The sequence below is a fragment of the Rathayibacter sp. VKM Ac-2760 genome, assembly GCF_009834185.1.
Taxonomy (GTDB): Bacteria; Actinomycetota; Actinomycetes; order Actinomycetales; family Microbacteriaceae; genus Rathayibacter.
The window spans coordinates 800629-824156 of the sequence record NZ_CP047173.1 but is presented as its reverse complement, the minus strand read 5'-3'; the positions used below and the strand labels follow the sequence as shown (position 1 = coordinate 824156).

The following is a 23528-nucleotide window of genomic DNA, read 5'->3' as shown; positions in this document are numbered from 1 at the left end:
GGACGCGGGGTGTCGCCCGGGTGTCCGCCGGGCGTCGGGCCGGCGACCGGTCGGGGCCGCCGGGTCCGGCCTACGGGATGAGGCGCTCCGCGCGGTAGCGGTCGAACAGGGCCGTGAAGGAGTCGACGGTGCGGTGATGCACGCCGAAGCCGGCCAGGCGCGACTTGCTGATGTCGGTGACGACCTCGATCTGGCGGCCGAGGTCGGCGTCGGTGTGCCACCAGGAGGCGACGCGCTCGAGGTCGGGCTCGACGAGGTCGTGCTCGCGCACGAGGCGCTGCCAGACCTCGTCGGCGCCGGCCATCTGCCGCTCGAGCGGCTGCGGCTCCTCGGTCGGGCCGACCGGCTCGACGCCGAAGTGCTCGGCGATCCGCGACCACATCCAGCGCCAGCGGAAGACGTCGCCGTTGACGACGTTGAACGCCTCGTCGCGGCCGGCCTCGGTGGTCGACGCCCAGAGCATCTGCTCGGCGAGGACGGTCGAGTCGGTCATGTCGGTGAGGCCGTTCCACTGGGTGAGCGAGCCCGGGAAGACGAAGGGCGTGCCATGCGCGCGGTGGATCGACGCGGCGACCGCGAGGGTGAGGCCCATGTTCATCGCGTTGCCGACCGCGTGGCCGATCACGGTGTGCGAGCGGTGCACCGACCAGGTGAAGCCGTCGCGCTCGGCCGCGGCGAAGAGCTCGTCCTCCTGCGCGTAGTAGAAGTTGGGCGCGTCGAGGCGCTCCTCCTCCTCGTGGAACGGGGTGTCGGGCATCTCGCCCTGCCCGTAGGCCTCGAACGGGCCGAGGTAGTGCTTGAGGCCGGTGACGAGCGCGACGTGCTGCAGCGGCGCGTGCGAGAGCGCGGCGAGGAGGTCGCGGACCATGCCGCCGTTGACGGCGATGTTCTCCTCCTCCGTGGCCTGGCGCGACCAGGCGGTGAAGAAGACGTGGGTCGGCTTCTCGTCGGCGAGGACGCGGGCGAGGTCGTCGGCCGAGCGGAGGTCGGCGGAGAGCGGGGTGACGCCGGGGCGCTCGGCGATCGGCCGGCGCGAGAGAGCGGTGACGGGCCAGCCGCGCTCGGTGAGCAGGTCGACGAGGGCGGAGCCGCCGATGCCGGTGGCGCCGACCACGAGGGCGCGCTGCTCGGTCGGGGGGACGGGGGACGGTGCTGCTGCGGAAGTCATCCCTGGGGACAACGCTCGGGGGTGAGTGGCATTCCTGGCGGGTCGTTCCTGCCGGGTCAGCCGCCGACGGCCGGCAGGGGCTCGCCTCGCCCGTCGAACGAGAGCTCCGCGCCGGCCGCGGCGCACTCCTCGGCGAGGATGTCGAGCGCGTTCCAGAAGGAGGGGCTGCGCGCCGGCGTCCGCGCCGCGGCCTCGAGGAGCGCGCTCTTCGCGAGCCGCGCCGCATGGCTCGCCGTCGACGTGGAGGAGTCGTGCGCGAACGCGTCCAGAGCGCTCTCGAACTCCGCGCGCTTCTCCGGGACCGGGTCCGCCACGAAGGCGTTCCACGACTCGGCCAGGGGCGGACAGAGGGTCGGGTCCTGCCTCTGCCCGGGGGCTGCGCAGCCCCCGGCGAGCAGCACCGGAGCCGCGAGCAGAACCGCCCAGGCCCGGTGACGTCGCTTCATGTCGTCGAGGATGCCCGTCGATCGAGGACCGTGCAGGACCGTGGCGTCGGATGCGCGGGGTAGCGTCGGTGGGTGCGTGCTCCGTGGAAGAACCGTGAACCCGGGGCGCGGCTCCCCCGGGACGTGAAGGTCCTCGGGATCGTGGCGTTCTTCGTGATGCTGGGGTTCGGGGTCGTGGTGCCGGTGCTGCCGGTGTACGTGCGGAGCTTCGGGGTCGGCTACGTCGAGGTCGGAGCGGTGGTGTCGGCGTTCGCACTGATGCGGCTGGTCGCGAATCCATTCGTCGGGCCGCTCGTCGACCGGCTGGGCGAGCGCGTGGTGCTCGCGACGGGCATCGGGATCGTGGCGCTGTCGAGCGCGCTGGTCGGGCTCGCCGGCGACTACGCGCACCTGCTGCTGCTGCGCGGGGCGGGCGGGATCGGCTCCGCGATGTTCTCGGTCGCCGCGATGACGCTGCTGCTCCGGACGGCGGATCCGGAGCGGCGGGGCCGGTCGATCGGCTTCTACCAGGGCGGGTTCCTGCTCGGCGGGATGGCGGGGCCGGCCGTCGGCGGCGTGCTGACGGCGATCTCGCTGACCGCTCCGTTCTTCTTCTACGCGGGGACGCTCGCGGTCGCCGGGATCGTGGGGCTGGTGCTGCTGCAGCGGCCGGACCGGGACGCGGACGCGAAGGCGGCGACCGCGGTGGCGAAGCCGATGCGGGAGGTGGCGCGCGACCGGCGCTACCAGAGCGCGGTGCTCGCGAACTTCGCGCTCGGCTGGTCGGCGATGGGGGTGCGGGCGACGCTCGTGCCGGTGCTCGTGGTGGAGGGGCTCGGCGACGAGCCGGCCTGGACGGGGATCGCCTTCGCGATCGCGGCCGTCGTGCAGACCGTCGCGCTGGCGCCGGCCGGGCGGTTCGTCGACACGGTCGGGCGCCGGCCCGCGCTGATCGGCGGGTTCGCGGTCGCGGCGGCGGCGATGCTGGCGATGCCGCTGGTGTCGGAGCTGTGGCTGCTGATCGCGCTGCTCTGCGTGTACGGAGCGGCGGCCGCCTTCATGGGGACGGCGCCCGGCGCGCTCGTCGGCGACGCGGCGGGCGAGCGCGGCGGGCGGCCGGTGTCGCTGTTCCAGGCGGCGTCGGACCTCGGCGGGGTGATCGGACCCCTGCTGGCCGGGGCGCTGGCCGATGCGGCGTCGCCGACGGCGGCGTTCGCGTCGGCGTTCGTGCTGCTGGGGCTGACGGCGGTCGTGGGACTGCGGCTGCCGCGGCGCTGACGGTGCGCAGGGCGCTCCCTGCTGAGCGAGCCTCCTCCCCACCCCTCGATCCGACCGCGCTGTCCCCGATCGGCCCCCGACCCGGCCCCGATGTCGGTGGTCCCTGGTTCAATACTCGTATGACGCAGAACGGATCGGACGACACGGCACCCGCCGGCGTGCGCGGGCACGGCGACCGCGCCGCGGCCTTCGCCCGCGCTGTCGCACCGCTGCGCCTCGCCGAGGCGCACGAGCTCTACGCCGGCTACCGCGAAGCCCTCGCCGACCCGGACGCGTACGCCCGCGGCTCGTCCCGCAGCGAGACCCGCGACCTCGTCGAGCGCTCGATCCGCGCCGAGCTCGCCGTCGCGGAGGGACTGCCGGAGCAGCTGATCGCCCGGCGCCTCGAGACCGCGCAACTGCTCGTCGAGCACCTCCCGCTCACCCGCACGCTGCTCCGTGACGCGCGGATCCACTGGGAGGCCGCCGAGGCGATCTGCGCGACCGCGGGCAGCCTCCCCGAAGCCTCCCGCGCCGCTCTCGATGAGTGCGCGGCCGACGCGGCGCCGTCGACGACGCTCACGCAGCTGCGCCGAGCCCTGCGTCGCTGGCGCGAGGAGCTGCACGAGCAGCCCCTCGCCGAGCGGCACGCCCGCGCCCGCGAGGACCGTGCGGTCCGGGTCACCCCGGACATCGACGGGATGGCGACGCTCCGCCTCCATGCTCCCGCGCCGATCGTGCTGGGCGCCTACGACCGCGTCGACCGGACGGCCCGCGTCCTGCGCGAGAGCGGGGACGAGCGGACCCTCAGCCAGCTGCGCGCGGACGTCGCCTCCGACCTGCTCGTCGACGGCGACATCCTCGGCACCACTCCGGACGACCACCGCCCCGACCCGACCTTCGTCCCCGGCATCCGCGCCGAAGTCCGCCTCACGCTCGCGGCGTCCGCCGCCGCCGGACTGGACGAAGCCGCGGCGGATCTCGACGGCTACGGGCCGGTTCCGGCCGAGATCGCTCGCGAGCTGATCCGCACCGGCGCCTCCTTCACCCGCGTCCTCACCGACCCGGACACCGGCGCCGTCGCCTCCGTCGGCCGCACCCGGCGTGTCCCGCCCGCGCAGATGCGCCTGCACCTCCAGCTCCGGGACCAGACCTGCCGCTTCGCCGGCTGCACTGGGACGGCCGCCCGGCGCGAGGCCGACCACACGATCGAGTGGCGCAACGGCGGCGAGACCTCGCTCGAGAACCTCGTCTCGCTGTGCACCAGCCACCACCACCTCCGGCACGGCGACCGGTGGACGTACACCAGGGACGACGACGGGACCATCGTGTGGACGACGCCGACCGGCCGGCGGATCAGCGTCCGACCGCCACCGCTGCCCGGACGGCCGCCGGACCCGCCACCGGGGCCCCGCTTCGTCGACGTGCCCGCGCCGTTCTGACGACGGTGGATCTCGATACGCCCGCTGCGCGGGCTACTCGATCAGCAAGGGAGCGAACAGCGGCGAACTCATGCTGGTCGCAGGGAGCGATCAGCGGGGAGCTCATGCTGGTCGCAGGGAGCGATCAGCGGCGAGCTCATGCTGGTCGAGTAGCCGCGGAGCGGCGTATCGAGACCCGGCGTCAGGTGTTGCGGCCGCGGGCGTCGACGGGCCAGGTGGCGGTGCCGCCGTCCGCGAGCAGCACGCGGTACTCGTCGGCGAGGTTCACGGCGACGCAGACGTGGTTGGGGGCGATCCGCACGCGGGTGCCGACCGGCAGGTCGACGCCGGTGATCGTGGCGTGGTGCTCCGAGAGGACGGTGACGCGCGCCTCCGGGTGCTCGGGCAGCCGGCCGAAGCCGGTCGACGCGGCGCCGCGGTCGGAGGAGAGCACCTTGCTGCCGGCGTCGGCGATGAGGTGGTCGCCGCGGCGCGAGACGATCGTGGCCAGCACGGTGACGGCGATCGCGTCGACCCCGGTCGTGCCGAGCTCCCACTGCTGCGCGTCGCCGAGCGCGGAGACGCCGGGGCGCAGCTCGGTGAGCACTCCCGCGTCGGCGAAGGCGGCCGAGGGCGTCGATCCGCCGCTCACCACGCGCGCCGCGATGCCCGTGCTCGCGAGAGTCGCGACGGCCGCGGCGAGCGCCTCCGCCTCGTCGCGGGCCGCCGCGGCGCGACCCTCGGGCGCGTAGCTGTGGCCGGGGAAGGTGAAGACTCCGGCGACGTCGAGCCCGGCGTCGCGCGCGGCGGCCGCGACCGCGCCGGCCTCGGCGGGCAGGACGCCGCTGCGGTGGTGGCCGGAGTTGATCTCGACCACGACGTCGAGCGCCGAGCGATCGGGGAGCGCGGCGGCGATCCGCTCGGCCGACTCCGCGGAGTCGATCCCCACCCGGATCCGCGCGGACCGGAGCAGCGCGCGCAGCCGCTCCGCCCGCTCGCCGTCGAGCCAGAGCGGGTACGCGATGAAGAGGTCGCGCACTCCCCCCGCCGCGAAGACCTCCGCCTCGGACACCGTCGCGACGGTGAGGCCGACCGCGCCGGACGCGAGCTGCCGCCGCGCGATCTCGATCGACTTGTGCGTCTTCGCGTGCGGGCGCAGCGCCAGCCGGCGCTCGCGCGCCGACGCCGCGACCGCCGCGAGGTTCGCGTCGAGCACGGCCTCGTCGAGGACGAGCGACGGCGTCGGAAGGGAGTCGAGCGCGGCGGAGCGCGCGGAGAAGTCGGTCACGGGGCGAGCCTAGTTCGGGCGCCGCGCGGCCTCCTCCTCGGCGAGCCGGCGGAGCGAGCGGGTCGACGCCTCGGACATCTCCGAGGGCACGTCGAGGCTCGTCAGGTACTCGACCACCGCCTCCATCTCGTGGCCGCGCCGCACGGCGTGCTTGCGCGTGCCGGACTCGTAGCGCTCGATCTTCGCCTCGACGTCGCCCGAGAGCTGCTGCGCGATCTGCTCGCGCACCCAGTCCTCGCAGCCGGCGGCGCGACCGGCGGTGACCGCCTCGACGACGACCGCGGCGAGGCTCTTCATCAGGACGCTGCGCAGGAGCTTGCGCGAGGTCGCGACGCCGGCCGGTCCGTCGATCCGCTCGACGTCGGCGCCGAGCGCGGTGAGGTACCGCTCGACGTCGGCCGCCGCGGAGCCGCTGACGATGGTCTCGGTGCGGGCGCCCTTGGCGGGGACCGGCCCGAGGATCGCGACGTCGGCGAAGCGGGCCCCCGCGGCGTCGATGATCCGCTCGACCGCCGCCATGGTGCCGGGCGAGGCGGTGGTGAAGTCGGCGTAGACGGCGCCGGGCTTGAGGTGCGGGGCGGCCTCGCCGGCGAGGTGCTCGCTGAGCGAGGCGGCGGTCAGCAGCACGACCAGGTCCGCGTCCGCGACCGCCTCGGCCAGGCTCGCCGAGCGCTCGACGCCCTCGGGCGTGCCGGGAGCCGCGGGGTCGTACCCGGTGACGGTGTCGCCGTGCGCGGCCGAGGCTGCGGCGTAGAGGGCTCCGGCTTCGCCGAGTCCGATGAAGGCTGTTCTCATGGCTGTCTCCTCCTCCGACCGGGCCGCAGCTGCGCCCCGGCGGTCTACCGCTCGACGGCGGCTGCCGCTCGGCGGAGTTCGGGCACCCGCGCCTCGAGTCGGGCGGGGGTGGTGGTCTCGACCGGTCCCGACGCCGAGAGGGCGGCGATGACCGAGCCGGTCCTGTCGTGCACGGGGACGCTCACCGCGGCGACTCCCGTCTCCCGCTCGTCGACCGAGATGTGGAAGCCGTTGCGCCGCACAGTCGCGAGCTGCTCGCGCAGCTCGTCGCGGGTGATCGGCCGCCCCGCGGCGGTGGTGGTGTCGCCGACGCGGTCGAGCTCCTGCTCGAGCTCGTCCGCGGGGAACGCGGCGAGGATGTTCTTGCCCGCCCCCACGTTCAGCGGGAGGCGGCGGCCGATCGGCAGCTGGTAGCGGAGCGGGTTCTCACCGTCGACCCGGACCGAGAGGATGCGGGAGCGGCCGATCCGCACGTAGAGCGACGCGGTGAGGCGGGTGCTGTCGGCCAGCTGCTGCAGCACGGGGCGGGCCCGGCTGCTGAGCGGATCCGAGGCCAGGTAGCCGTTCGCCATGCCGAGGACGGCCGGGCCGAGCCGGTACTCCCCGCCCTCCCCGGTGATCAGGCCGCGCTGCTGCAGCGAGCCGACGATCCGCAGGACCGTCGCGTTCTGCAGCCCGGTCCCCCGGCTGAGCTCGACCAGGCGGAGCGGCCCGTCGGCCCGTTCGAGCAGCTCCAGCAGATCGAGCGCCCGGTCCACGCTGCGGACGGTCGCGGTGCTCGAGTCGGGTGGGGTCGCGTCCGAGGGGGTGGCCATACCCGCCATTGTCCAGGAGGCCGCGCATCAGCCGGCCAGGATCGAGGCGCGGGTGGCCGTCTCCTGCGCGTGCTTCGCCTCCGAGCGCTCCAGCACGGCCTCGGCCTCGGCCCGCGGCACGACGGCGAGACCGTCGGAGTCGCCGAGCACGAGATCGCCCGGCGAGACGACGACGGAGCCGATCGCGACGGGCACGCCGAGGCGGAACGGGCCGTTCTTGTAGGGCCCGGCGGGGCTGACGGCGCGGGCGAAGGCGGGGAAGCCCATCTCCTCCAGGTCGTCGACGTCGCGCAGCGCGCCGTCGATCACGATGCCGATGCAGCCGGCCTTGCGCAGCCGCTCGCCGATCAGCTCGCCGACGAGGGCGCGGTCGCGCACGCCGTGGCCGTTGACGACGAGCACGTCGCCGGGCTGCAGGCGGCGGATCGCCTCGTGGATGCCGGCGTTGTCGCCGCCCGCGACCTCGACGGTGTACGCGGGGCCGGCGAGCCTGGCGCCCCGCCAGACGGGGTGGATGTCGGCGTCGACGACGCCCAGGCGGTCCATCGAGTCGCCCACGTTGGCGACGGGGAGGGCGGCGAAGCGCTCGAGCAGGCTCGGCGCGATCGGGAGCTGTGTCTTCGAGGTCTCTGGCATGGCTGTTCTCGTTTCTGCCGGGCCGCGCCTAGTCGGCGGGCTTCCAGCCGTGGGCGTAGGAGAGGAGGAGGGTCCAGATGCCCAGCACGCCGGCGACGCCGAACGTCCACGGGCTGAGGGCGGCCGAGACTCCGCTGATGAACGAGCCGTTCACCAGGAGGAGGCCGATGATCTGGAGCAGGACGAGGACGGTGCCGAGCACCAGCATCGTGACGAGCAGGACCACGAAGACCGTGGTCATCAGGGAGATGGCGCGCTGCCGGCCGGGGCCGTGCGGGCTGTCGGTGGGGGGCTTCTCTTCGGACATCAGCTGCTCCTCGAGGGGGACGACGGGTCAGGGGTCGGCATAGGTGCGGCCGGCATCAGTGCGGGACCGGGAGCCATCCCGGCCCGATCAGGGCCGCGATGAGCAGGATCGGAAGGACGTAGAGCACGATCAGCGGCACGAAGGTCTTCACCGGGTTGACCTGCGCGATGCCGGTCGCGATGTAGATCGCGGCGGCGCCGGGGGGCGAGGCGCCCTCGGTCGAGGCGGCCACGAGCACGACGCAGGCGGCGAGGATCGGGTCGACGCCCGAGGCGACGAGGACGCTGAAACCGATGCCGCCGATCGTCGCGATGGTCGCCGTCGAGCTCAGCGGGCCGGCCACGAGCACCACCATCACCGCGACGATGATCGACATCACCACCGGCGAGGCGTTCAGGCCGTTGAGCACGCTGGAGAGCTGCTCGGCGAGCCCGAGCTCGGTGAGCACGGCTCCGCCGGCGAAGGCGAAGACGAGGGTCGCGCCGATGTCGCGGTAGCGCGGCGCGGTCTTGGCGACGAAGCCGTACCACTCGCGGCCCGACTTCGGCAGACCGCGCCAGCCGAGCGCGGCGGCGAACAGGCCGAGCAGCACCGGGATCCAGACGATGATGCTGATCGAGTCCATCACCTCCTCGCCGAGCACGCCGGTGAGCGCCTCGCCGGTGGGGCCGAGGGTCACCGCGACGGGGATGACGATGCCGAGGAAGACGAGCAGCGAGGTCCAGCCCCGCTTGAAGGACTTCACGAACGGGAGGATGTCCTCCGCGGCGACCCGGCCGATCTTGTACTTGCGGACGAAGTAGAAGACGACGATCAGGCGCCAGAGGATGCACCAGGCGGCCGCGGCGAACATCGCCAGCAGCAGCTGGTCGATCGAGACGTACGGCGCGACCGTGGCGGTCCCGATCAGGATGAAGAACGAGGCGCTCGGCGGGATGACCGTGCCGTTGCCCGCATTGCCGGCGATCAGCGTCGCGGCGACGTGCGGCGGCCAGTTCGAGCGCTTCATCCACGGGATGGCGACCGAGCCCATCGTCGCGGCGTTCGCGGAGCCGGAGTGGGCGACGGCGCCGAAGAGCGCCGAGCCGACGGTGGCGACGTAGCCGGCCCCGCCGCGCAGGCGGCCGAGCAGCGAGTTGAGCAGGTCGACCTGGCGGTCGATGACTCCCGTCGAGGCGAGCAGGAAGCCGATGAAGGTGAAGGCGAGCGCCGCGAAGACGATCTCCTGATCGAACGCGGCCTGCAGGCCCACCAGCAGCAGGCGGAGGAAGTCGGCCCCGCCGAAGGCGCAGACGGTCACGAAGCCGACCACCATCGCCTCGCCGATGCCGCGTCGGAGGGCGACGCTCCAGATCACGATGATCGCGATGTACGCGATGAGGGCCCAGACGGCTAACCCCATGGGTCGTTCCTTCCGCTCGTCGTTGAGGGGGATGAGTTCTCGTGGCCCTCCGGAGAGGTTCGCCAGGTGAACTGAAAGTTCGTTTTGACGAGTATGAACGACAGTTGTCGAGAGGGCAAGCGCGACAGTGCCAGGATCGGCGTGCGCCCCTCTCGCGAGGGTGGCGCGAGCGACGGCGCCCGAACGCCGTCGGAGGAGGCACCGGGTGCAGGAGCACGAGGCACGGCAGCACGTCGAGGACGCGCGAGCGCGGACGACGTCGTTCGGACAGGGGCTGCTGCGCGCGACGTTCGCGGTCCGGCACCGGCGGGGGCTCGACGTGGTCTTCCTGCTCGACGAGCCCGGCAGCGGCTTCCAGATCGGCATGGGCGCCGCGTCGGACGACTTCCGCTCGTTCCTCTCGATCGGCGTCGATCAGCAGCACGGCCGGCTGCGGGCGACCGCGAGCCACACCGTCGACGGCCGGCGCCGCTCCGTCCCCGTCCGCGTCGTGCACCGCTCGCCGACCGCGCTGGTGGTCGAGGCGAGCCCGCTGCCGCTGCGCGATCGGCCGGCCTCGCTCAAGTGCTGGTCGTTCGTGCGCTCGGGCGCGTACGAGCACTACTCCGACGTCGCCGGGTTCGTCGCGCCCTCGCTCGCCGAGCTGCCCGAGGTGCCGCTGAAGACCCGGCCGCACGGCCACTCCCGCCCCGCTCCGCGCGCCCAGTGAAGGAAGCGGCCCAGTAAACGAAGCGGCCCAGTAGGGTGAGCGCGAGACCGGTCCGCCCGCCGGTCGCCCGCGCCACCGGGAAGGCCGAGCACCATGGATCACGACGAGTCGCCGACCCTCGAGCAGGCGCCGCCGGCGCGCCGGATCGTGACCACCCGGACCGGGGCGACCGTCGCCGTCGGCGTGCTCGGCGCGGTCATGCGCACCGAGGGCGCGATCTACGGCACCGTGCTCTCGATCACGCTGATCGCGGTCGGCTGGGAGAAGGACACCGACCTCGACGTCCTGCTCTTCCTCCTCGGCTCGGTCACCGTGTTCTGGGTCGCGCACCTCTACGCCGGGACGATCGCGCGGCTGCCGCAGTCGGACGCGACCCCGCGGACGGTCCTCGCCGCGGTGGGCGACACGGCCCGGCACTCGATCGGCATGATCGCCGCCATGGTCGTGCCGGCGCTGCTGCTCGCCCTGGCGCCGCTGGGCGTGCTCGACGAGTACACCGCGTACTACCTGTCGCTGGGGGCCGGCGTCGCGATCCTCGCCGCGCTCGGCTACCTGATGTCGGCGCGCCGCGGCAGCACCTGGCCGCGCCGGGTGCTCAGCACGCTCCTCACCACGGTGCTCGGATTCGTCGTGGTCTGGCTGAGCACGCTGGTGCACTGAGCAGCTCCCCTGCCAGGCTGGCGGGATGACCTCCCAGCCCTCCGCGCCCCGCCCCTTCGGCCCCTCCGGCGCCTCGGTGACCCGGCTCACCCTCGGCACCTCCTGGAACCCCGACCGCGTCGGCGCGCTCGACACGGTGCCCGCGCTCGAGCGCGTGCTCGACTCCGGCGCCGGCCGCCCCGTCTCGGTGATCGACACCTCGAACGAGTACGCGCTCGGCCACAGCGAGCGCCTGATCGGCGAGGCGCTGCGGGCCCGCGGCGGCGCTCCGGAGGGGATCACGGTCGTCACGAAGCTCGACCGCGACCCCGAGACGGGCAGCTTCTCGGCCGAGCGGATGCGCCGCAGCCTCGACGAGAGCCGCGAGCGCCTCGGCATGGACGTGCTGCCGCTGCTCTACCTGCACGACCCGGAGCGGATCTCCTACGACGAGGCCTTCGCCGATGACGGCCCCGTGCGCGCGCTGGTCGCGATGAAGGAGGCGGGCGTCGCCCTGTCGATCGGCATCTCGGGCGGGCCGGCGCCGATGCTGCGGCACTACGTCGACACCGGGCTCTTCGACGCGGTCATCACGCACAACCGGTTCACGCTGGTCGACCGCTCCTCCGAGGAGCTGATCGACGCCTCGGTCGCGTGCGGCGTCGTCGTCGTCAACGCGGCGGTCTACGGCGGCGGGGCGCTCGCGCGCTGGCCGGAGCCGGTCCGCTCCTACGCGTACGCGCCCGCGCCGCGGGAGATCGTCGACGCGGTCGCCGCGATGGGCGAGGCGTGCGAGCGGGCCGGGGTGCCGCTCGCGGCCGCGGCCCTGCAGTTCTCCACCCGCGACCCGCGCGTGACGACGACGGTCGTCGGCGCGACGACGGCCGAGCACTACGACGCCTTCGTCGCGGACGACGCGCTCGACATCCCCGACGCGCTGTTCGACGAGCTCGAGTCGCTCGCGCCGCCGAGCTCGGTCTGGCAGGACGCGCCGGGGACGAGCTGGCCGCGCTGAGCGATCCCGCGCCGCAGGACGCGCCACGGTACGCGCCACGGGCATACCCGGCGGCCCCCCTCGGTTGGCCCTGAGATGACCGACACGCTCCCCGCCCTCTTCCAGCCGCTGACCCTCCGCTCCCGCACCGCGCGCAACCGCGTCTGGGCCGCGCCGATGTGCCAGTACTCGGTCGAGGCGCAGGACGGCGTGCCCACGCCGTGGCACCTCGTGCACCTCGGCTCACTCGCGCGCGGCGGCTCGGGAGTCGTGATCGTCGAGGCGACCGGCGTCGTCCCCGAGGGGCGGATCAGCCCCTGGGACACCGGCCTCTGGAACGACGCGCAGCAGGCGGCCTGGGCGCCGATCGTCGACTTCGTGCACGGCCAGGGCGCGCTCGCCGGCATCCAGCTCGCGCACGCCGGCCGCAAGGCGTCCACCTACCGCGAGTGGAGCGGGCGCGGCTCCGTGCCCGTCGACGAGGGCGGCTGGGAGACGGTCGCCCCGTCCGCCGTCGCCTTCGAGGGCTACGCGGTCCCGCGCGCGCTCGACGCCGAGGAGCTGCCCGGGCTCGTCGAGGCGTTCCGCGCCTCCGCCCGCCGCGCGGTCGACGCGGGCTTCGACGTGATCGAGCTGCACGCGGCGCACGGCTACCTGCTGCACCAGTTCCTCTCGCCGCTCTCCAACCACCGCGAGGACGCCTACGGCGGATCGCTGGAGAACCGCGCGCGGCTCCTGCTCGAGGTCGTCCGCGCGGTGCGCGCCGAGATCGGCGAGCTGCCGCTGCTGGTGCGCTTCTCCGCCACCGACTGGGCCGAGGGCGGCTGGACGCTCGAGGAGACGATCCGAGTCGCGGAGTGGGCGCGCGACGAGGGCGTCGACCTCTTCGACGTCTCGACCGGCGGGCTCGTGAAGGGGACCGACATTCCGGTGGCGCCGCTCTACCAGGTGCCGTTCGCGCGCGAGGTCGGTCGGGCGACGGGGGCGCCCGTCGGCGCGGTCGGGCTGATCACGACCGCCGAGCAGGCCGAGGGAGTGGTGGCCGGCGGCGACGCGGACGTGGTGCTGCTGGCGCGCGAGCTGCTGCGCGACCCGCACGCGCCGTCGCGGATGGCGCGCGAGCTCGCGGCTCCGCTGGGGCTGGTGCCGCCGCAGTACGCACGAGCCTGGCGCTGAGACGACGAAGGGCCGGGGGCGTCGCCGCCTCCGGCCCTTCCGTTCGTGGTGCTACTTCTCGTCGGCCTCGCCCTCGGAGTCGCTCGGGGCGTCCTCCTCAGGGTTGAAGTGCGAGTCGCCCGAGACGCCCAGGGCGATCCCGTCCTCGGAGTCGGGGATGGTGCCCTCGGTGCCGAGGCCGCCCTCCTCAGGAGTGCCGGTGTCCGGAGTGCTGTCGTCCGACATCGGGATCAGGCCTCGACGTCGCCGCGCCAGGCGCCGTCCGGCGAGCCCTTGGACTCGATGTACTCCTTGAAGTTCTTCAGGTCCTTCTTGACCGCGTGGCTGCCGGCGCCGACGAGCGAGCCGACGGTCTCGAAGAAGCCCTTCGGCTCCCAGTCGAGCTGCACGGTGACGCGGGTCTCGGTGTCCGAGAGCTTGTGGAAGGTGACGACGCCGGCGTGGTCGGTCTCGCCGCCGGTGCTGTTCCACGCGACGCGCTCGTCGGGGTGCTGCTCGGTGATGTTGGCCTCGAACTCGCGCTCGACCGGGCCGACCTTCACCTTCCAGACGGTGAGGACGTCGGTGACCTGCTGGATGGACTCCACCTCGTCGAGGAACTTGGGGAACTCCTCGAACTGGGTCCACTGGTTGTACGCGACGGACACGGGGACGTTGACGTCGACGGTCTCGATGATCTGCGACACGGTGGTGCTCCTTGCTGTCTCACTCGGTGTGCGGCAGGCCGCTGCTGCGGTCGCCTCCCTCGACGGTAGGGGCGCGCTGCCTGGGAGTTCACGTGGTTGCGGCTGGACGCAGACGTGGTACAACCCGGGAGCGCCGCCCCCTGCTGGTCGAGTAGCCGCGCAGCGGCGTATCGAGACCCGCTGTCGCCAGCACGTCCGGTGACGGTGGATCTCGATACGCCCGCTGCGCGGGCTACTCGATCAGCAAGGATGGCCCGCTGCGCGGGCTACTCGATCAGCAAGGGTGGCCCGCTGCGCGGGCTACTCGATCAGCATGCCCTGGTCAGTCGTCGGTGCCGGCGAAGCGGTAGTCGGTGAAGACCGGCGTGCCCGTGGTCGCGTACAGGCCGAGGACGCGGCCCGTGAACGACGTCGCGGTCTCGGCCGAGAGGTAGCGGCCGTCGACGCGGGCGAGGGTGCGCGAGACGCCGCCCGCCTCCGCCCGAAGCACGACGAAGTCGCTCGTCATCTGGCCTGGGCCGAAGCCGACGCCGCCGTCGCGCTCGGACTCGATCACCAGCGTGACCGGGCCCTCGGGCAGCTCCTCCGTCCACTCCTGCTCGAACGAGGGGATGACGGCGCGCGCGGTGATCCGCGTGCCCGAGCCGGTCGACTCCGCCTCGACGGCGTAGAACGTCGACTCGTCGTAGCGGACGGCGAGTCCGCCCGAGCCGCCGGAGACGTCGACGACGACCGAGGCCCGCATCGACTGGGTGAGCTGGCGGCGGCCGACGAAGGTGGGCTGCGGGTGGCGCAGGGTGCGCCCCTCCCCCGGGAGCGTCAGCCGGCCGCCCTCGACGCTCGCGAGCGCGCTCGGCAGGCGGCGCACGCCGATCCAGCCCGCGTCGAGCGGCCCGGAGAAGTCGACGTCGTCGCGCAGCGGGCCGCGTGGTGCGAGGGCGACGGGCTCGGCCTGCGGCCAGCCGTCCACCCAGGTGACGCGGGTGACGAAGGTCTCGCGGCCGAGCGCGGCGAAGGCGCGGGTCGCGCCGCGCGGGCGCACGCCGAGCATGACCAGAAGGGTCGAGCCGTCCGGGCCCTCCACCAGGTCGCCGTGGCCGGTGTTCTGCACCGGGCGGGTGGTGCCGCGCGCGGTGAGGAACGGGTTGCCGGGTGCGGTCTCGAACGGGCCGACCGGGGAGTCGCCGCGGGCGATCGAGACGCCGTGGCCGCGCTCCGTGCCACCCTCGGCGATGAGGAGGTACCACTTCTCGCCACGCCGGTACAGGTGCGGCGCCTCGGGGAAGCCGCCGCCGGTGCCGGACCAGAGCGAGCGCGGCTCCTCGTGGATCAGGCCGCTCGCGAGGTCGACCCGCACCTGCTGGATGCCGAGGTGCGCACCGGCCTCCTCGCCGCTCAGGATCAGGCCGGAGTAGGTGACGAACGCGGTGCCGTCCTCGTCCCAGGCGAGGTCCGGGTCGATCCCCTGGAGCGGTCCGCCGTCGGCGTCCCTCAGCACGGTGCCGTCGCTCCACTCGCCGGCCGGGTCGGCCGCGGTGAAGACGACGGTGCCGACGCCCGCGGGGACCGAGACGATGACGTGGAAGAGCCCGTCGTGGTGCCGGATGGTCGGCGCCCAGACGCCGAGGCCGGTGGGCACCTCCTCCACACCGATCTGCTCGGCGCGGGTCGCGACGTTGCCGACGCGCTCCCAGGTCTCGAAGTCGGTGCTGCGGTAGACGGGGATGCCGGGGAGGTACTCGAACGTCGAGGTGACGATGTAGTACACGCCGTCGACCAGGACCACGCTCGGGTCGGGGTTGAAGCCGGGAATCAGCGGGTTGGGGAAGGGCGCTCCCACGATGCCGCTCGGGACCGGGCCGCTCACGCGCGCAGCTCCAGCTCGGCGACCAGCGGGACGTCCTCGAGCGAGGTGCCGACCCGGATCGTGAACGTGCCGGCCTCGTAGTCCCAGCCGTCGTTCCAGGTGGCGAGCAGGCGCGTGGGCACCGTCACGGCGACCTGCGCGCTCGCTCCGGCCTCGATGCTCGCGCTCTCGAAGCCGACCAGCCAGCGCACGGGGCGCTCGACCGCGGAGTCGCGGCGCTCGGCGTAGGCCTGCAGCACGACCTTGCCGGCGCGCTCGCCGGTGTTCACGACGTCGACGAGCAGCGACACGTCCTCGCCGCCGCGGGCGGGCTCCGGCGCGGAGACCGACACCAGCTCGAACGAGGTGTAGCCGAGGCCGTGGCCGAAGACGTACGCCGGCTCCACCTCGCTGCGCAGCCAGGCGCGGTAGCCGATGTGGATGCCCTCGTCGTAGTGCAGCTCGCCGTCGGTCGGCAGCGTCGAGAGGACGGGCACGTCCTCGATCGCGATCGGCCAGGTGGTGGGCAGGCGCCCGCCGGGCTCCACCCGGCCGAGCAGGACGTCGGCGACCGCGTCGCCCATCTCCTGACCGCCGAAGTAGCCGACCAGCACGGCCGCGACCTCCTCGCGCCACGGCAGCAGCACCGGCGCGCCGGCGTTGACGACCACGACGGTGCGGGGGTTGACGGCGGCCACGGCGCGCACGAGCTCGTCCTGGCGGCCGGGCAGGTCGAGCGAGCTGCGGTCGTAGCCCTCGGACTCGACCGCGGAGTTGGTGCCGACGACCACGAGGGCCACGTCGGCGTCGCGGGCGAGCGCGACCGCCTCCGCGATCAGCTCCTCCGCGGGGGTCGCGTCGGGCTCGAGGCCGTAGGTGAAGCCGAGCGCGCCCTCGAGGTCGCCCTCGGCGTGCACGATGTCGTACTCGATCCGGATGTCGACGGGCGTGCCGGCGGTGACGCTCAGCGGCGCGGAGACCGACGGCGGCGCGAGCAGCGCGGCACCGAGGTCGGAGCCGACGGCGGCGAGGGTCTCCTCGAGGAAGAGCTCGCCGTCGACGAAGACGCGGGCGGTGCCGGCGACCGCGAAGCCCAGGCGCACGGTCGCGTCGGCGGCCGGCGTGAGGACGGTCGAGAACTCGACGCGGGCCGAGGCGGCGATCGGAGCGGTGCCGCCGAACCAGACCAGCGAGGTGGCGCGGCGGTCCTCGACGAACAGCTCGGCGCCGTCCTCGGCGAGGAAGCGGACGCGCTGCCCGGGCTCGCCGGTCACCGGGTTGGTGATGGTGTCGAGGACGAGCGGGGCGACGCCGTCCTGCACGACCGCGCCGAGGGCGTAGTCGACGCGGGCGCCGGGGAGCGCCGCGCGGATCCCGTCGAGCGGAGTGACGACCTTCTCGGGCAGGACCGTCGCGGATCCGCCGCCCTGGGTGCGCGCCTCGCGGGCGTTGTGGCCGATGACGGCGACGGAGGAGAGCGCCGCGGCGTCCCAGGGCAGCTCGCCGGTGTTGCGCAGCAGCACGCTGCCGGCCGCCGCCGCCTCGCGGGCGAAGGCGACGCCGTCCTCGACGAGCACCGGCTCGGCGACGGCGGGCTCGAAGCCCTCGAGCGCGCCGACGCGGGCGGCCAGGCGGAGGATGCGGCGGACCTTGCGGTCGACGACGGACTCCTCGATCTCTCCTGCGCGGACGGCGGCGACGAGCGCGGCGCCCCAGGGGCCGTCGGGGCCGGGCATGACCAGGTCCTGCGCGGCGCGGGCGCTGTCGACGGTGCGGACCGCGGTCCAGTCGCTGATGACGACACCGTCGAAGCCCCACTCGCTGTTGAGCGGGGTCTCCAGCAGGTCGTTCTCGGTGGCGGTGACGCCGTTGATCGAGTTGTAGGAGCTCATCACGAGCCAGGCGCGGGTCTCCACGATCGCGCGCTCGAAGGCGAGCAGGTAGAGCTCGCGGAGGGCGCGGTCGCCGACGCGGACATCGACGGTGAAGCGGTCGGTCTCGGAGTCGTTGGCGATGTAGTGCTTGGGAGTGGCGCCGACGCCGTTCTCCTGCACGCCGGCCACGTAGGCCGCGGCGAGGTCGGCGGTGAGCACCGGGTCCTCGCTGAAGCCCTCGAAGTGGCGGCCGCCGAGCGGCGAGCGGTGCAGGTTGATGGTCGGGCCGAGGACGACGTCGACGTCCTTGCGGCGCGCCTCGACCGCCGCGGCGGCGCCGTAGCGGCGGGCGATCGAGCGGTCCCAGGAGGAGGACAGCGCGGTGGCGGAGGGCAGGTTGAGCGAGGGCGAGCGCTCGTCCCACACCTCGCCGCGGACGCCCGACGGGCCGTCGGAGACGAGCATGCGGCGCAGGCCGATCTTCTCGATCGGCCAGGTGGTCCAGAAGTCGCGGCCGGTGAGCAGCTGCACCTTCTCCTCGAGGTCGAGGCGCCCGACCAGCTCGGTGAGGCGGGCGTCCGCGAGGGGCCCGTCGGCCGGAACGACGGAAGCGGTGAACGTATCGGTCACGAAGATCTCTCTCTCGAAGGTGCTGATCCCCTCCGCGAGATGCCACTTATGACGCGATCGCGCGGCGTGTCGCGCTCATAAGTGGCATCTCGCGGAGGGGGGGGTGACGCGGGCGGGCGTCAGGGTCGGGGCGTCAGGAGCGGGCGGCCACGAAGGCGCGGCGCTCCTCGCGGCGGGTGGCCTGGCGGACGGGGTCGGCGACGGGGGCCGCCAGGAAGAGGCGCTGGGTGTAGGCGTGCTCCGGGCGGGCGGTGACCTGGTCGCCGTCGCCCCACTCCACGATCTCGCCGTGGTACATCACGGCGACGCGGTGCGAGAGGTGCCGCACGACGGCGAGGTCGTGCGAGACGAAGAGGTACGCGACTCCGGTGCGCTCCTGGATCTCGGTGAAGAGGTCGAGGACACGCGCCTGGGTGGAGAGGTCCAGCGCCGAGACGGGCTCGTCGCAGACGATCAGCCGCGGCTCGAGGGCGAGCGCCCGGGCGATCGCGATCCGCTGGCGCTGACCGCCGGAGAACTCGCGCGGCAGGCGGTCCGCCGCGGACTGCGGCAGCCCCACCTGGTCGAGCAGCTCGCGCACCCGCTTGGAGGCGACCTTGGCGTCGACCTTCCGCACGGTCAGCGGCTCCACCAGGATCTGCTCGATCGTCAGCGACGGGTTGAGCGAGGTGTACGGGTCCTGGAAGACGACCTGGATCTCGGAGGAGAGCCCGCGGCGCTGACGCCGGTCGAGGTGCGCGATGTCGCGCCCGTTGTAGAGGATCTCGCCGCCGGTGACCGGGGCGAGCCCCAGCACCGCGCGGCCGAGCGTGGTCTTGCCCGAGCCGGACTCGCCGACCAGGCCGACCGTCTCGCCGGGGCGGATGTCGAGCGAGACGCCCTTCAGCGCCTGGAACGGCTTCGCGCGGAAGCCCTTGCCCGGGTACTCGACGACGACGTCCTTGACGTCCAGCAGCAGCTCGGACGGTGCGGCGGGTGCGGCGCTCATCGGCTCGACTCCTTCACGGCGGTGGTGGCGACGAGCGGTCCGCGGGCGGGCCCCTCCTCGAGGATCGCGTCGAACAGGGCGCGGGTGTAGGGGTGACGGGGGTCGGCGAAGATCGAGCGCACCGGCCCGGTCTCGACGATCCGGCCGTCGCGCATGACCGAGACGCGGTCGCACAGGTCGGCGACGACGCCGAAGTTGTGCGTGACGAGGATCATGCCCATGTTCAGCTCCGACTGCAGCTCGCGGAGCAGGTCGAGCACCTCGGCCTGCACCGTGACGTCGAGCGCGGTGGTCGGCTCGTCGGCGATCAGCAGGTCGGGGTCGCAGGAGACGGCGCCGGCGATCAGCACGCGCTGGGCCATGCCGCCCGAGACCTCGTGCGGGTAGGCGTCGAAGGTGCGCTGCGGGTTGGGGATGCCGACCCGGGCGAGCAGGCCGAGCGCCCGCTCCTTCGCCGCCGCCTTGGAGAGGCCGAGGCAGATCCGCATCGGCTGCACGAGCTGGGTGCCGATGGTGAAGGAGGGGTCGAGGTTCGACATCGGCTCCTGCGGGATGTACGCGATGCGCTTGCCGCGGAGCTTGGTCATCTCCTTCTCCGACAGGTGCGCGAGGTCCTTGCCGTCGAAGACGATCGAGCCGCCGGTGATCCGGCCGCCCTCGGGCAGCAGGCGCAGCACCGACCAGGCGGTCTGCGTCTTGCCGGAGCCGGACTCGCCGATCAGGCCGTGGATCTCGCCGCGGCGGACCGCGAGCGAGACGTCGTGCACGACCGTCTTCACCGAGCCGTCGTTCTGGCCGTAGCCGACCGAGAGGCTCGTGACGCGGAGGATCTCTTCCGAGCTCTTGGCGCCGGCGGCCTCCTCGTGCACGACGGTCTTCGGCGCCGCGGCGTCCTCGTCGAGCATGGTCTGGATGCCGATCGTCGACAGGCTGGTCGGCACCGTCGCCGGCGCCGAGGCCGACTTGCGCTTCTTGGAGCGCTTGACTCCGGAGGCGCTGCGCTCGAGCTCGTCGCGCATCGCGTTGCCCAGCAGGGTCAGCGCGATGGAGGTGAGCGCGATCGTGAGGCTCGGCCAGAGCATCAGGATCGGGGCGTTGAAGACGTTCGAGAAGCCGTCGTTGAGCATCGAGCCCCAGGTGGGGATCGACAGGTCGCCGAGGCCGAGGAACTCGAGTCCGGCCTGGATCGCGATGGCGATGCCGGCGATCAGGGCCGCCTGGATGATGACGGGGGCGCGGACGACGGTGAGGATGTGCCGGGCGATGATGCGGGCGTTGCTGAGGCCGGAGACCCGGGCCGCGTCGACGAACAGCTCGCCGCGCACCGCGGTGACGGAGGCGTAGACCAACCGGTGGAAGGCCGGCGAGAGCAGGACGCCGAAGATCGCCATCGAGAGCCACATCGACGGGCCGATGACGGCGCGGGCCGCCAGCAGGACGACGAAGCCGGGCAGCGCCATGACGAGGCCCGAGATCCAGGCCGAGACGGAGTCGAACCAGCCGCCGAAGTAGCCGGCCAGCAGTCCGCTGGTCACGCCGATGACGACGGCGACGGCGAGCGCGACCAGGGCGCCGGCGAGGCTGAACTGGGTGCCGAAGAGCAGGCGCGAGAGCACGTCGCGCCCCGCGCTGTCGGCGCCGAGCAGGTGCGCGGCGCCGGGCTCGGCGAGCACGTCCTGGAGCGAGGCGCGGTTCGGGTCGGCCGGCGCGAGCAGCGGCGCAAAGATCCCGGAGAGGACGACGATCGCGAGGAAGACGAGCGAGACGAGCCCGACCGGGTTGTGCAGGAGCCGGCGGAAGAGGTGCGTGCGGGCGGCGCGCTCCTCCACTCCGACCGACGGGGTGCTGGCGGGCAGCGGAGTCGTGGCGGTCATGAGAGTCGCACCTTCGGGTTGAGCCAGCCCTGGAGCAGGTCGATGAGCAGGTTGACGATGACGACGATGATCGCCGTGATGAGCACGAGGCCCATGACCAGCGGGATGTCGCCCTGGGTGGTCGCGGTGACCGCGACCTGGCCGAGGCCGGGGATCGCGAAGATCTGCTCGACGATGACGGCGCCGCCGAGGAGGCCGATGAACTGCACGGCGAGCACGGCGAGCGCGGGGCCGCCGGCGTTGCGCAGCACGTGCTGGAAGACGACGCGGGAGGCGGGGAGGCCGCGCGAGCGGAGCGTGCGGACGTAGTCCTGGCGGAGCGCGTCGATGACGGAGCCGCGGACCTGCTGGGCGACGCCGGCGATGCCGCCGATCGCGAGGGCGATGATCGGGAGGGTGACCGTGGCGATCCAGCCCGCGAACGAGTCCGTGAGGTTCACGTAGCCGGTCGGCTTGAACCAGCGGAGGTTGATCGCGAAGACGGTGACCAGGCCCAGCGCGATGAGGAAGCCGGGGATCGCGAAGCCGAGGATCGAGACGAGCTGCACGAGCTTGTCGGCCCAGCCGCGGCGGACCGCGGCCCAGACGCCGAGCACGACCGCGACGATCGCGGAGATGATCGTGGCGCCGATGACCAGGGAGAGCGTGACGGTGACGCGGGTGGAGATGGCGGTGGTGACCGCCTGGCCGGTGAACCAGGAGCTGCCGAGGTCGCCGGTCACGGCGTGGCCGAGCCAGCCGAGGTACTGCGACCAGATCGGCTGGTCGAGGCCGAGCTGCGAGGCCCGCTGGGCCACCGCCTCCGGCGTCGCGTTCTGCCCGAGGATGCGGCGGGCGATGTCGCCGCCGCCGAGATAGAGGAGTGCGTAGGCGACGACGGAGATCAGCACCACGAGGATGATCCCCGAGATGACGCGTCGCAGGATGAACCTGGTCATCAGTGGTCCTTCGGTCGAGAAGAGTCGGCGCTCGAGGCGCCGAGAAGGGGAGGGGCCGACCCGAGGGCCGGCCCCTTCACTCCGGATCAGGCCGGGGTGATGTTCCAGAGGTACGGGTAGGCGTTGCCCGTCTGGGTCTCGACCTTGGTGTTCGCGTCGGTCACGAAGCTCGACTGCTGGCGGTACCAGGGGGCGAACCAGGCGTTCTCGACGGTGTAGGCGTTGACGGCCTGGACGGCGGCGGCGTAGCCGGACTCGTCAGCGGTGCGGACGGCCTCGATCAGCGTCTCGAGCTCGGGGTCGGCGTTCTTGAAGGGGTTGAAGATCGCGTTCGGGCTGAGCTCGAAGTTGATCAGGGCCCAGTCGGGGTCCTGCTGCAGCGTGAGCCAGGTCGCGGCGTACTTCGGGGCGAGGACGTCGGCGATGAAGTTGTTGCCGGCGTCGGTGTAGGTGACGGTGATGCCGACCTCGGAGAGCTGCTGCTGGATAAGCGTGAAGGTCGAGGAGCCGACGAGCGAGCTCGAGGGCATGTTCAGCTCGAAGCCGTCGGGGTAGCCGGCCTCGGCGAGCAGCTCCTTGGCCTTCTCGGGGTCGTAGGGGTAGTCGTCGTCGAGCGACTCGTCGTAGCCCTCGGAGGAGGTCGGGAAGATCTGCGTGGTCGGGGTGCCGTAGCCCTGGCCGATGGCCGTGAGCAGCGACTCCTTGTCGAACGCGTAGTTGATGGCCTGGCGGACGCGGACGTCCTTCAGGGCCGGCGCGATGGTGCCGTCGCGGTCGAGCAGCAGCAGACCGGTCCAGTTGAGCTCGAAGGCGTTGACGGTGAAGCCCGACGCCTCGATCTCCTTGAGGTCGTTGTTGTCGACCGTGTTGGCCGCGTTGACCTGACCGCCCTTGATCGCGTTCACCAGAGCGGTGGAGTCGCTGTAGACGTTGATGTTCAGGTTGTCGTAGTGGACCGAGTCCTCGTCCCAGTAGCCGTCGCGCTTGGTGAAGGCGTAGGAGGTGCCGATGACGGTCTTGGCCGCGTCGAGCTCGTAGGGGCCGGAGCCGACCGGGACGGTCTGGATGTCGGCCGACTCGAAGGCCGAGGGCGCCTCGACGAGGCCGGCGTTCTGGGTCAGGTAGAAGAGGAACGTCGGGTTGGCCTGCTTGAGGGTCACCGTGACGGTCGAGGCGTCGGTCGCGACCGCGTCGGCGAGGTCGGCCATCTTGTTCGTGTCGGGCGAGTTGCCGTCGCGGAAGCGGATCAGGTTCTGCGCGACGGCGTCGGCGTCGAGCGTCGATCCGTCGGAGAAGGTCACGCCGTCACGGATCTTCAGGGTGAGGACCGTGCTGTCCTCGTTGTAGGTCCACTCGGTGGCGAGGCCCTCGGTGATGGTGCCGTCGGGCTCGGCCCGCAGCACGCTGTCGTAGACGGCCTGCATGTAGGGCGACTCGTTGGCCCAGTACGAGTCCGCCGCAGCGAACGTCGACAGGGTCTGGATCGCACCCAGCGTGAGCGTCTCGCTCGACCCGCCGGAGGCACCTCCGCCGGAGTCGGCCGCGCAGCTGGTCAAGCCGACCATGGTGGTGACGGCGATCGCAGCGGCCGCCAGCCTCTTCCATCGGAACATCTTCGGTCTCCAGGTTCTCCCGGTTCTCCCATGAACCGGTGCCGAGG

The 23528-nt window shown here is 73.0% G+C and carries 22 protein-coding genes; 6 read left to right on the top strand and 16 right to left on the bottom strand.

Translation table 11 applies throughout. From position 1 onward, the window contains the following. Nucleotides 1–70 precede the first annotated feature (70 nt). Together GSU72_RS03705 and GSU72_RS03700 are read right to left on the bottom strand one after the other, a co-directional pair. On the bottom strand, nucleotides 71–1168 hold the full coding sequence (locus GSU72_RS03705) for an SDR family oxidoreductase (RefSeq protein ID WP_159983829.1): 1098 nt from the start codon (nucleotides 1166–1168) through the stop codon (nucleotides 71–73). A 56-nt stretch (nucleotides 1169–1224) separates the two neighbouring features. Further along, nucleotides 1225–1614 (bottom strand): hypothetical protein, encoded by a 390-nt coding sequence (locus tag GSU72_RS03700; RefSeq protein ID WP_159983827.1) that lies wholly within the window; start codon nucleotides 1612–1614, stop codon nucleotides 1225–1227. A 72-nt stretch (nucleotides 1615–1686) separates the two neighbouring features. Here GSU72_RS03700 and GSU72_RS03695 point away from each other — a divergent pair, with 72 nt between their 5' ends. Then, nucleotides 1687–2871 carry an MFS transporter gene (locus GSU72_RS03695; RefSeq protein ID WP_244255956.1) on the top strand — a complete coding sequence of 395 codons (1185 nt, stop codon included), beginning with the start codon at nucleotides 1687–1689 and terminating at the stop codon, nucleotides 2869–2871. A 119-nt stretch (nucleotides 2872–2990) separates the two neighbouring features. After that, the gene (locus tag GSU72_RS03690; RefSeq protein ID WP_159983825.1) at nucleotides 2991–4292 is read left to right on the top strand and encodes an HNH endonuclease signature motif containing protein; all 1302 of its coding nucleotides are present in this window, start codon (nucleotides 2991–2993) and stop codon (nucleotides 4290–4292) included. 181 nt (nucleotides 4293–4473) lie between these two features. Here the strand turns inward: GSU72_RS03690 and GSU72_RS03685 are convergent, their stop codons facing one another. From GSU72_RS03685 to GSU72_RS03660, 6 genes are read right to left on the bottom strand one after another with little or no spacing between them, the layout of a single operon-like run. Continuing rightward, nucleotides 4474–5559 carry an alanine racemase gene (locus GSU72_RS03685; RefSeq protein ID WP_159983823.1) on the bottom strand — a complete coding sequence of 362 codons (1086 nt, stop codon included), beginning with the start codon at nucleotides 5557–5559 and terminating at the stop codon, nucleotides 4474–4476. Between the two features lie 9 nt (nucleotides 5560–5568). Beyond that, on the bottom strand, nucleotides 5569–6354 hold the full coding sequence (locus GSU72_RS03680; RefSeq protein ID WP_159983821.1) for a DUF1932 domain-containing protein: 786 nt from the start codon (nucleotides 6352–6354) through the stop codon (nucleotides 5569–5571). A 44-nt stretch (nucleotides 6355–6398) separates the two neighbouring features. Next, on the bottom strand, nucleotides 6399–7169 hold the full coding sequence (locus GSU72_RS03675) for an IclR family transcriptional regulator (RefSeq protein WP_208545141.1): 771 nt from the start codon (nucleotides 7167–7169) through the stop codon (nucleotides 6399–6401). 27 nt (nucleotides 7170–7196) lie between these two features. Beyond that, on the bottom strand, nucleotides 7197–7805 hold the full coding sequence (locus GSU72_RS03670) for a methyltransferase (protein WP_159983819.1): 609 nt from the start codon (nucleotides 7803–7805) through the stop codon (nucleotides 7197–7199). 28 nt (nucleotides 7806–7833) lie between these two features. After that, nucleotides 7834–8112 carry a hypothetical protein gene (locus GSU72_RS03665; RefSeq protein ID WP_159983817.1) on the bottom strand — a complete coding sequence of 93 codons (279 nt, stop codon included), beginning with the start codon at nucleotides 8110–8112 and terminating at the stop codon, nucleotides 7834–7836. A 55-nt stretch (nucleotides 8113–8167) separates the two neighbouring features. Beyond that, nucleotides 8168–9514: a TRAP transporter large permease subunit gene (locus tag GSU72_RS03660; protein ID WP_159983815.1), complete on the bottom strand. Its 1347-nt coding sequence runs from the start codon at nucleotides 9512–9514 to the stop codon at nucleotides 8168–8170. A gap of 205 nt (nucleotides 9515–9719) precedes the next feature. Between GSU72_RS03660 and GSU72_RS03655 the strand changes: the two genes are divergently transcribed. From GSU72_RS03655 to GSU72_RS03640, 4 genes are all read left to right on the top strand, one after another. Further along, nucleotides 9720–10223, top strand: a complete 504-nt coding sequence (locus tag GSU72_RS03655) for a hypothetical protein (RefSeq protein ID WP_159983813.1) — start codon at nucleotides 9720–9722, stop codon at nucleotides 10221–10223. Between the two features lie 93 nt (nucleotides 10224–10316). Continuing rightward, nucleotides 10317–10883, top strand: a complete 567-nt coding sequence (locus GSU72_RS03650) for a hypothetical protein (protein ID WP_159983811.1) — start codon at nucleotides 10317–10319, stop codon at nucleotides 10881–10883. A 25-nt stretch (nucleotides 10884–10908) separates the two neighbouring features. Continuing rightward, nucleotides 10909–11877 (top strand): aldo/keto reductase, encoded by a 969-nt coding sequence (locus GSU72_RS03645; RefSeq protein ID WP_159983809.1) that lies wholly within the window; start codon nucleotides 10909–10911, stop codon nucleotides 11875–11877. A 75-nt stretch (nucleotides 11878–11952) separates the two neighbouring features. After that, complete coding sequence (locus GSU72_RS03640; protein ID WP_159983807.1) at nucleotides 11953–13032, top strand: NADH:flavin oxidoreductase/NADH oxidase; 1080 nt, start codon at nucleotides 11953–11955, stop codon at nucleotides 13030–13032. A 51-nt stretch (nucleotides 13033–13083) separates the two neighbouring features. On the opposite strand, the gene GSU72_RS21185 is transcribed toward GSU72_RS03640, so the two are convergent. From GSU72_RS21185 to GSU72_RS03605, 8 genes are all read right to left on the bottom strand, one after another. After that, nucleotides 13084–13257, bottom strand: a complete 174-nt coding sequence (locus GSU72_RS21185) for a hypothetical protein (RefSeq protein ID WP_167306092.1) — start codon at nucleotides 13255–13257, stop codon at nucleotides 13084–13086. Nucleotides 13258–13262: 5 nt separating this feature from the next. Next, a complete protein-coding gene (locus GSU72_RS03635; protein ID WP_159983805.1) occupies nucleotides 13263–13718 on the bottom strand; it encodes an SRPBCC family protein in 456 nt (151 codons plus the stop codon). Between the two features lie 322 nt (nucleotides 13719–14040). After that, nucleotides 14041–15585: a glycoside hydrolase family 43 protein gene (locus GSU72_RS03630; protein WP_244255955.1), complete on the bottom strand. Its 1545-nt coding sequence runs from the start codon at nucleotides 15583–15585 to the stop codon at nucleotides 14041–14043. Beyond that, entirely contained in the window at nucleotides 15582–18068 is a 2487-nt protein-coding gene (locus tag GSU72_RS03625; protein ID WP_159983803.1) for a glycoside hydrolase family 3 C-terminal domain-containing protein, read from the bottom strand. The genes GSU72_RS03630 and GSU72_RS03625 overlap by 4 nt, the downstream gene beginning before the upstream one ends. A gap of 133 nt (nucleotides 18069–18201) precedes the next feature. Beyond that, nucleotides 18202–19056, bottom strand: a complete 855-nt coding sequence (locus GSU72_RS03620) for a dipeptide/oligopeptide/nickel ABC transporter ATP-binding protein (protein ID WP_159983801.1) — start codon at nucleotides 19054–19056, stop codon at nucleotides 18202–18204. Further along, a complete protein-coding gene (locus tag GSU72_RS03615; protein WP_159983799.1) occupies nucleotides 19053–20930 on the bottom strand; it encodes a dipeptide/oligopeptide/nickel ABC transporter permease/ATP-binding protein in 1878 nt (625 codons plus the stop codon). The genes GSU72_RS03620 and GSU72_RS03615 overlap by 4 nt, the downstream gene beginning before the upstream one ends. Further along, on the bottom strand, nucleotides 20927–21868 hold the full coding sequence (locus GSU72_RS03610) for an ABC transporter permease (protein ID WP_159983797.1): 942 nt from the start codon (nucleotides 21866–21868) through the stop codon (nucleotides 20927–20929). The genes GSU72_RS03615 and GSU72_RS03610 overlap by 4 nt, the downstream gene beginning before the upstream one ends. Nucleotides 21869–21954: 86 nt before the next feature. Then, nucleotides 21955–23481, bottom strand: a complete 1527-nt coding sequence (locus GSU72_RS03605) for an ABC transporter substrate-binding protein (protein WP_159983795.1) — start codon at nucleotides 23479–23481, stop codon at nucleotides 21955–21957. Between the last annotated feature and the right edge of the window lie 47 nt (nucleotides 23482–23528).

What these genes read in the sequence shown, in the direction of transcription:
- GSU72_RS03705 (WP_159983829.1), bottom strand. Translation starts at nt 1,168, where the DNA reads ATGACTTCCGCAGCAGCACCGTCCCCCGTCCCCCCGACCGAGCAGCGC.
- GSU72_RS03700 (WP_159983827.1), bottom strand. Translation starts at nt 1,614, where the DNA reads ATGAAGCGACGTCACCGGGCCTGGGCGGTTCTGCTCGCGGCTCCGGTG.
- GSU72_RS03690 (WP_159983825.1), top strand. Translation starts at nt 2,991, where the DNA reads ATGACGCAGAACGGATCGGACGACACGGCACCCGCCGGCGTGCGCGGG.
- GSU72_RS03680 (WP_159983821.1), bottom strand. Translation starts at nt 6,354, where the DNA reads ATGAGAACAGCCTTCATCGGACTCGGCGAAGCCGGAGCCCTCTACGCC.
- GSU72_RS03675 (WP_208545141.1), bottom strand. Translation starts at nt 7,169, where the DNA reads ATGGCCACCCCCTCGGACGCGACCCCACCCGACTCGAGCACCGCGACC.
- GSU72_RS03670 (WP_159983819.1), bottom strand. Translation starts at nt 7,805, where the DNA reads ATGCCAGAGACCTCGAAGACACAGCTCCCGATCGCGCCGAGCCTGCTC.
- GSU72_RS03665 (WP_159983817.1), bottom strand. Translation starts at nt 8,112, where the DNA reads ATGTCCGAAGAGAAGCCCCCCACCGACAGCCCGCACGGCCCCGGCCGG.
- GSU72_RS03660 (WP_159983815.1), bottom strand. Translation starts at nt 9,514, where the DNA reads ATGGGGTTAGCCGTCTGGGCCCTCATCGCGTACATCGCGATCATCGTG.
- GSU72_RS03650 (WP_159983811.1), top strand. Translation starts at nt 10,317, where the DNA reads ATGGATCACGACGAGTCGCCGACCCTCGAGCAGGCGCCGCCGGCGCGC.
- GSU72_RS03645 (WP_159983809.1), top strand. Translation starts at nt 10,909, where the DNA reads ATGACCTCCCAGCCCTCCGCGCCCCGCCCCTTCGGCCCCTCCGGCGCC.
- GSU72_RS03640 (WP_159983807.1), top strand. Translation starts at nt 11,953, where the DNA reads ATGACCGACACGCTCCCCGCCCTCTTCCAGCCGCTGACCCTCCGCTCC.
- GSU72_RS21185 (WP_167306092.1), bottom strand. Translation starts at nt 13,257, where the DNA reads ATGTCGGACGACAGCACTCCGGACACCGGCACTCCTGAGGAGGGCGGC.
- GSU72_RS03620 (WP_159983801.1), bottom strand. Translation starts at nt 19,056, where the DNA reads ATGAGCGCCGCACCCGCCGCACCGTCCGAGCTGCTGCTGGACGTCAAG.
- GSU72_RS03615 (WP_159983799.1), bottom strand. Translation starts at nt 20,930, where the DNA reads ATGACCGCCACGACTCCGCTGCCCGCCAGCACCCCGTCGGTCGGAGTG.
- GSU72_RS03610 (WP_159983797.1), bottom strand. Translation starts at nt 21,868, where the DNA reads ATGACCAGGTTCATCCTGCGACGCGTCATCTCGGGGATCATCCTCGTG.
- GSU72_RS03605 (WP_159983795.1), bottom strand. Translation starts at nt 23,481, where the DNA reads ATGTTCCGATGGAAGAGGCTGGCGGCCGCTGCGATCGCCGTCACCACC.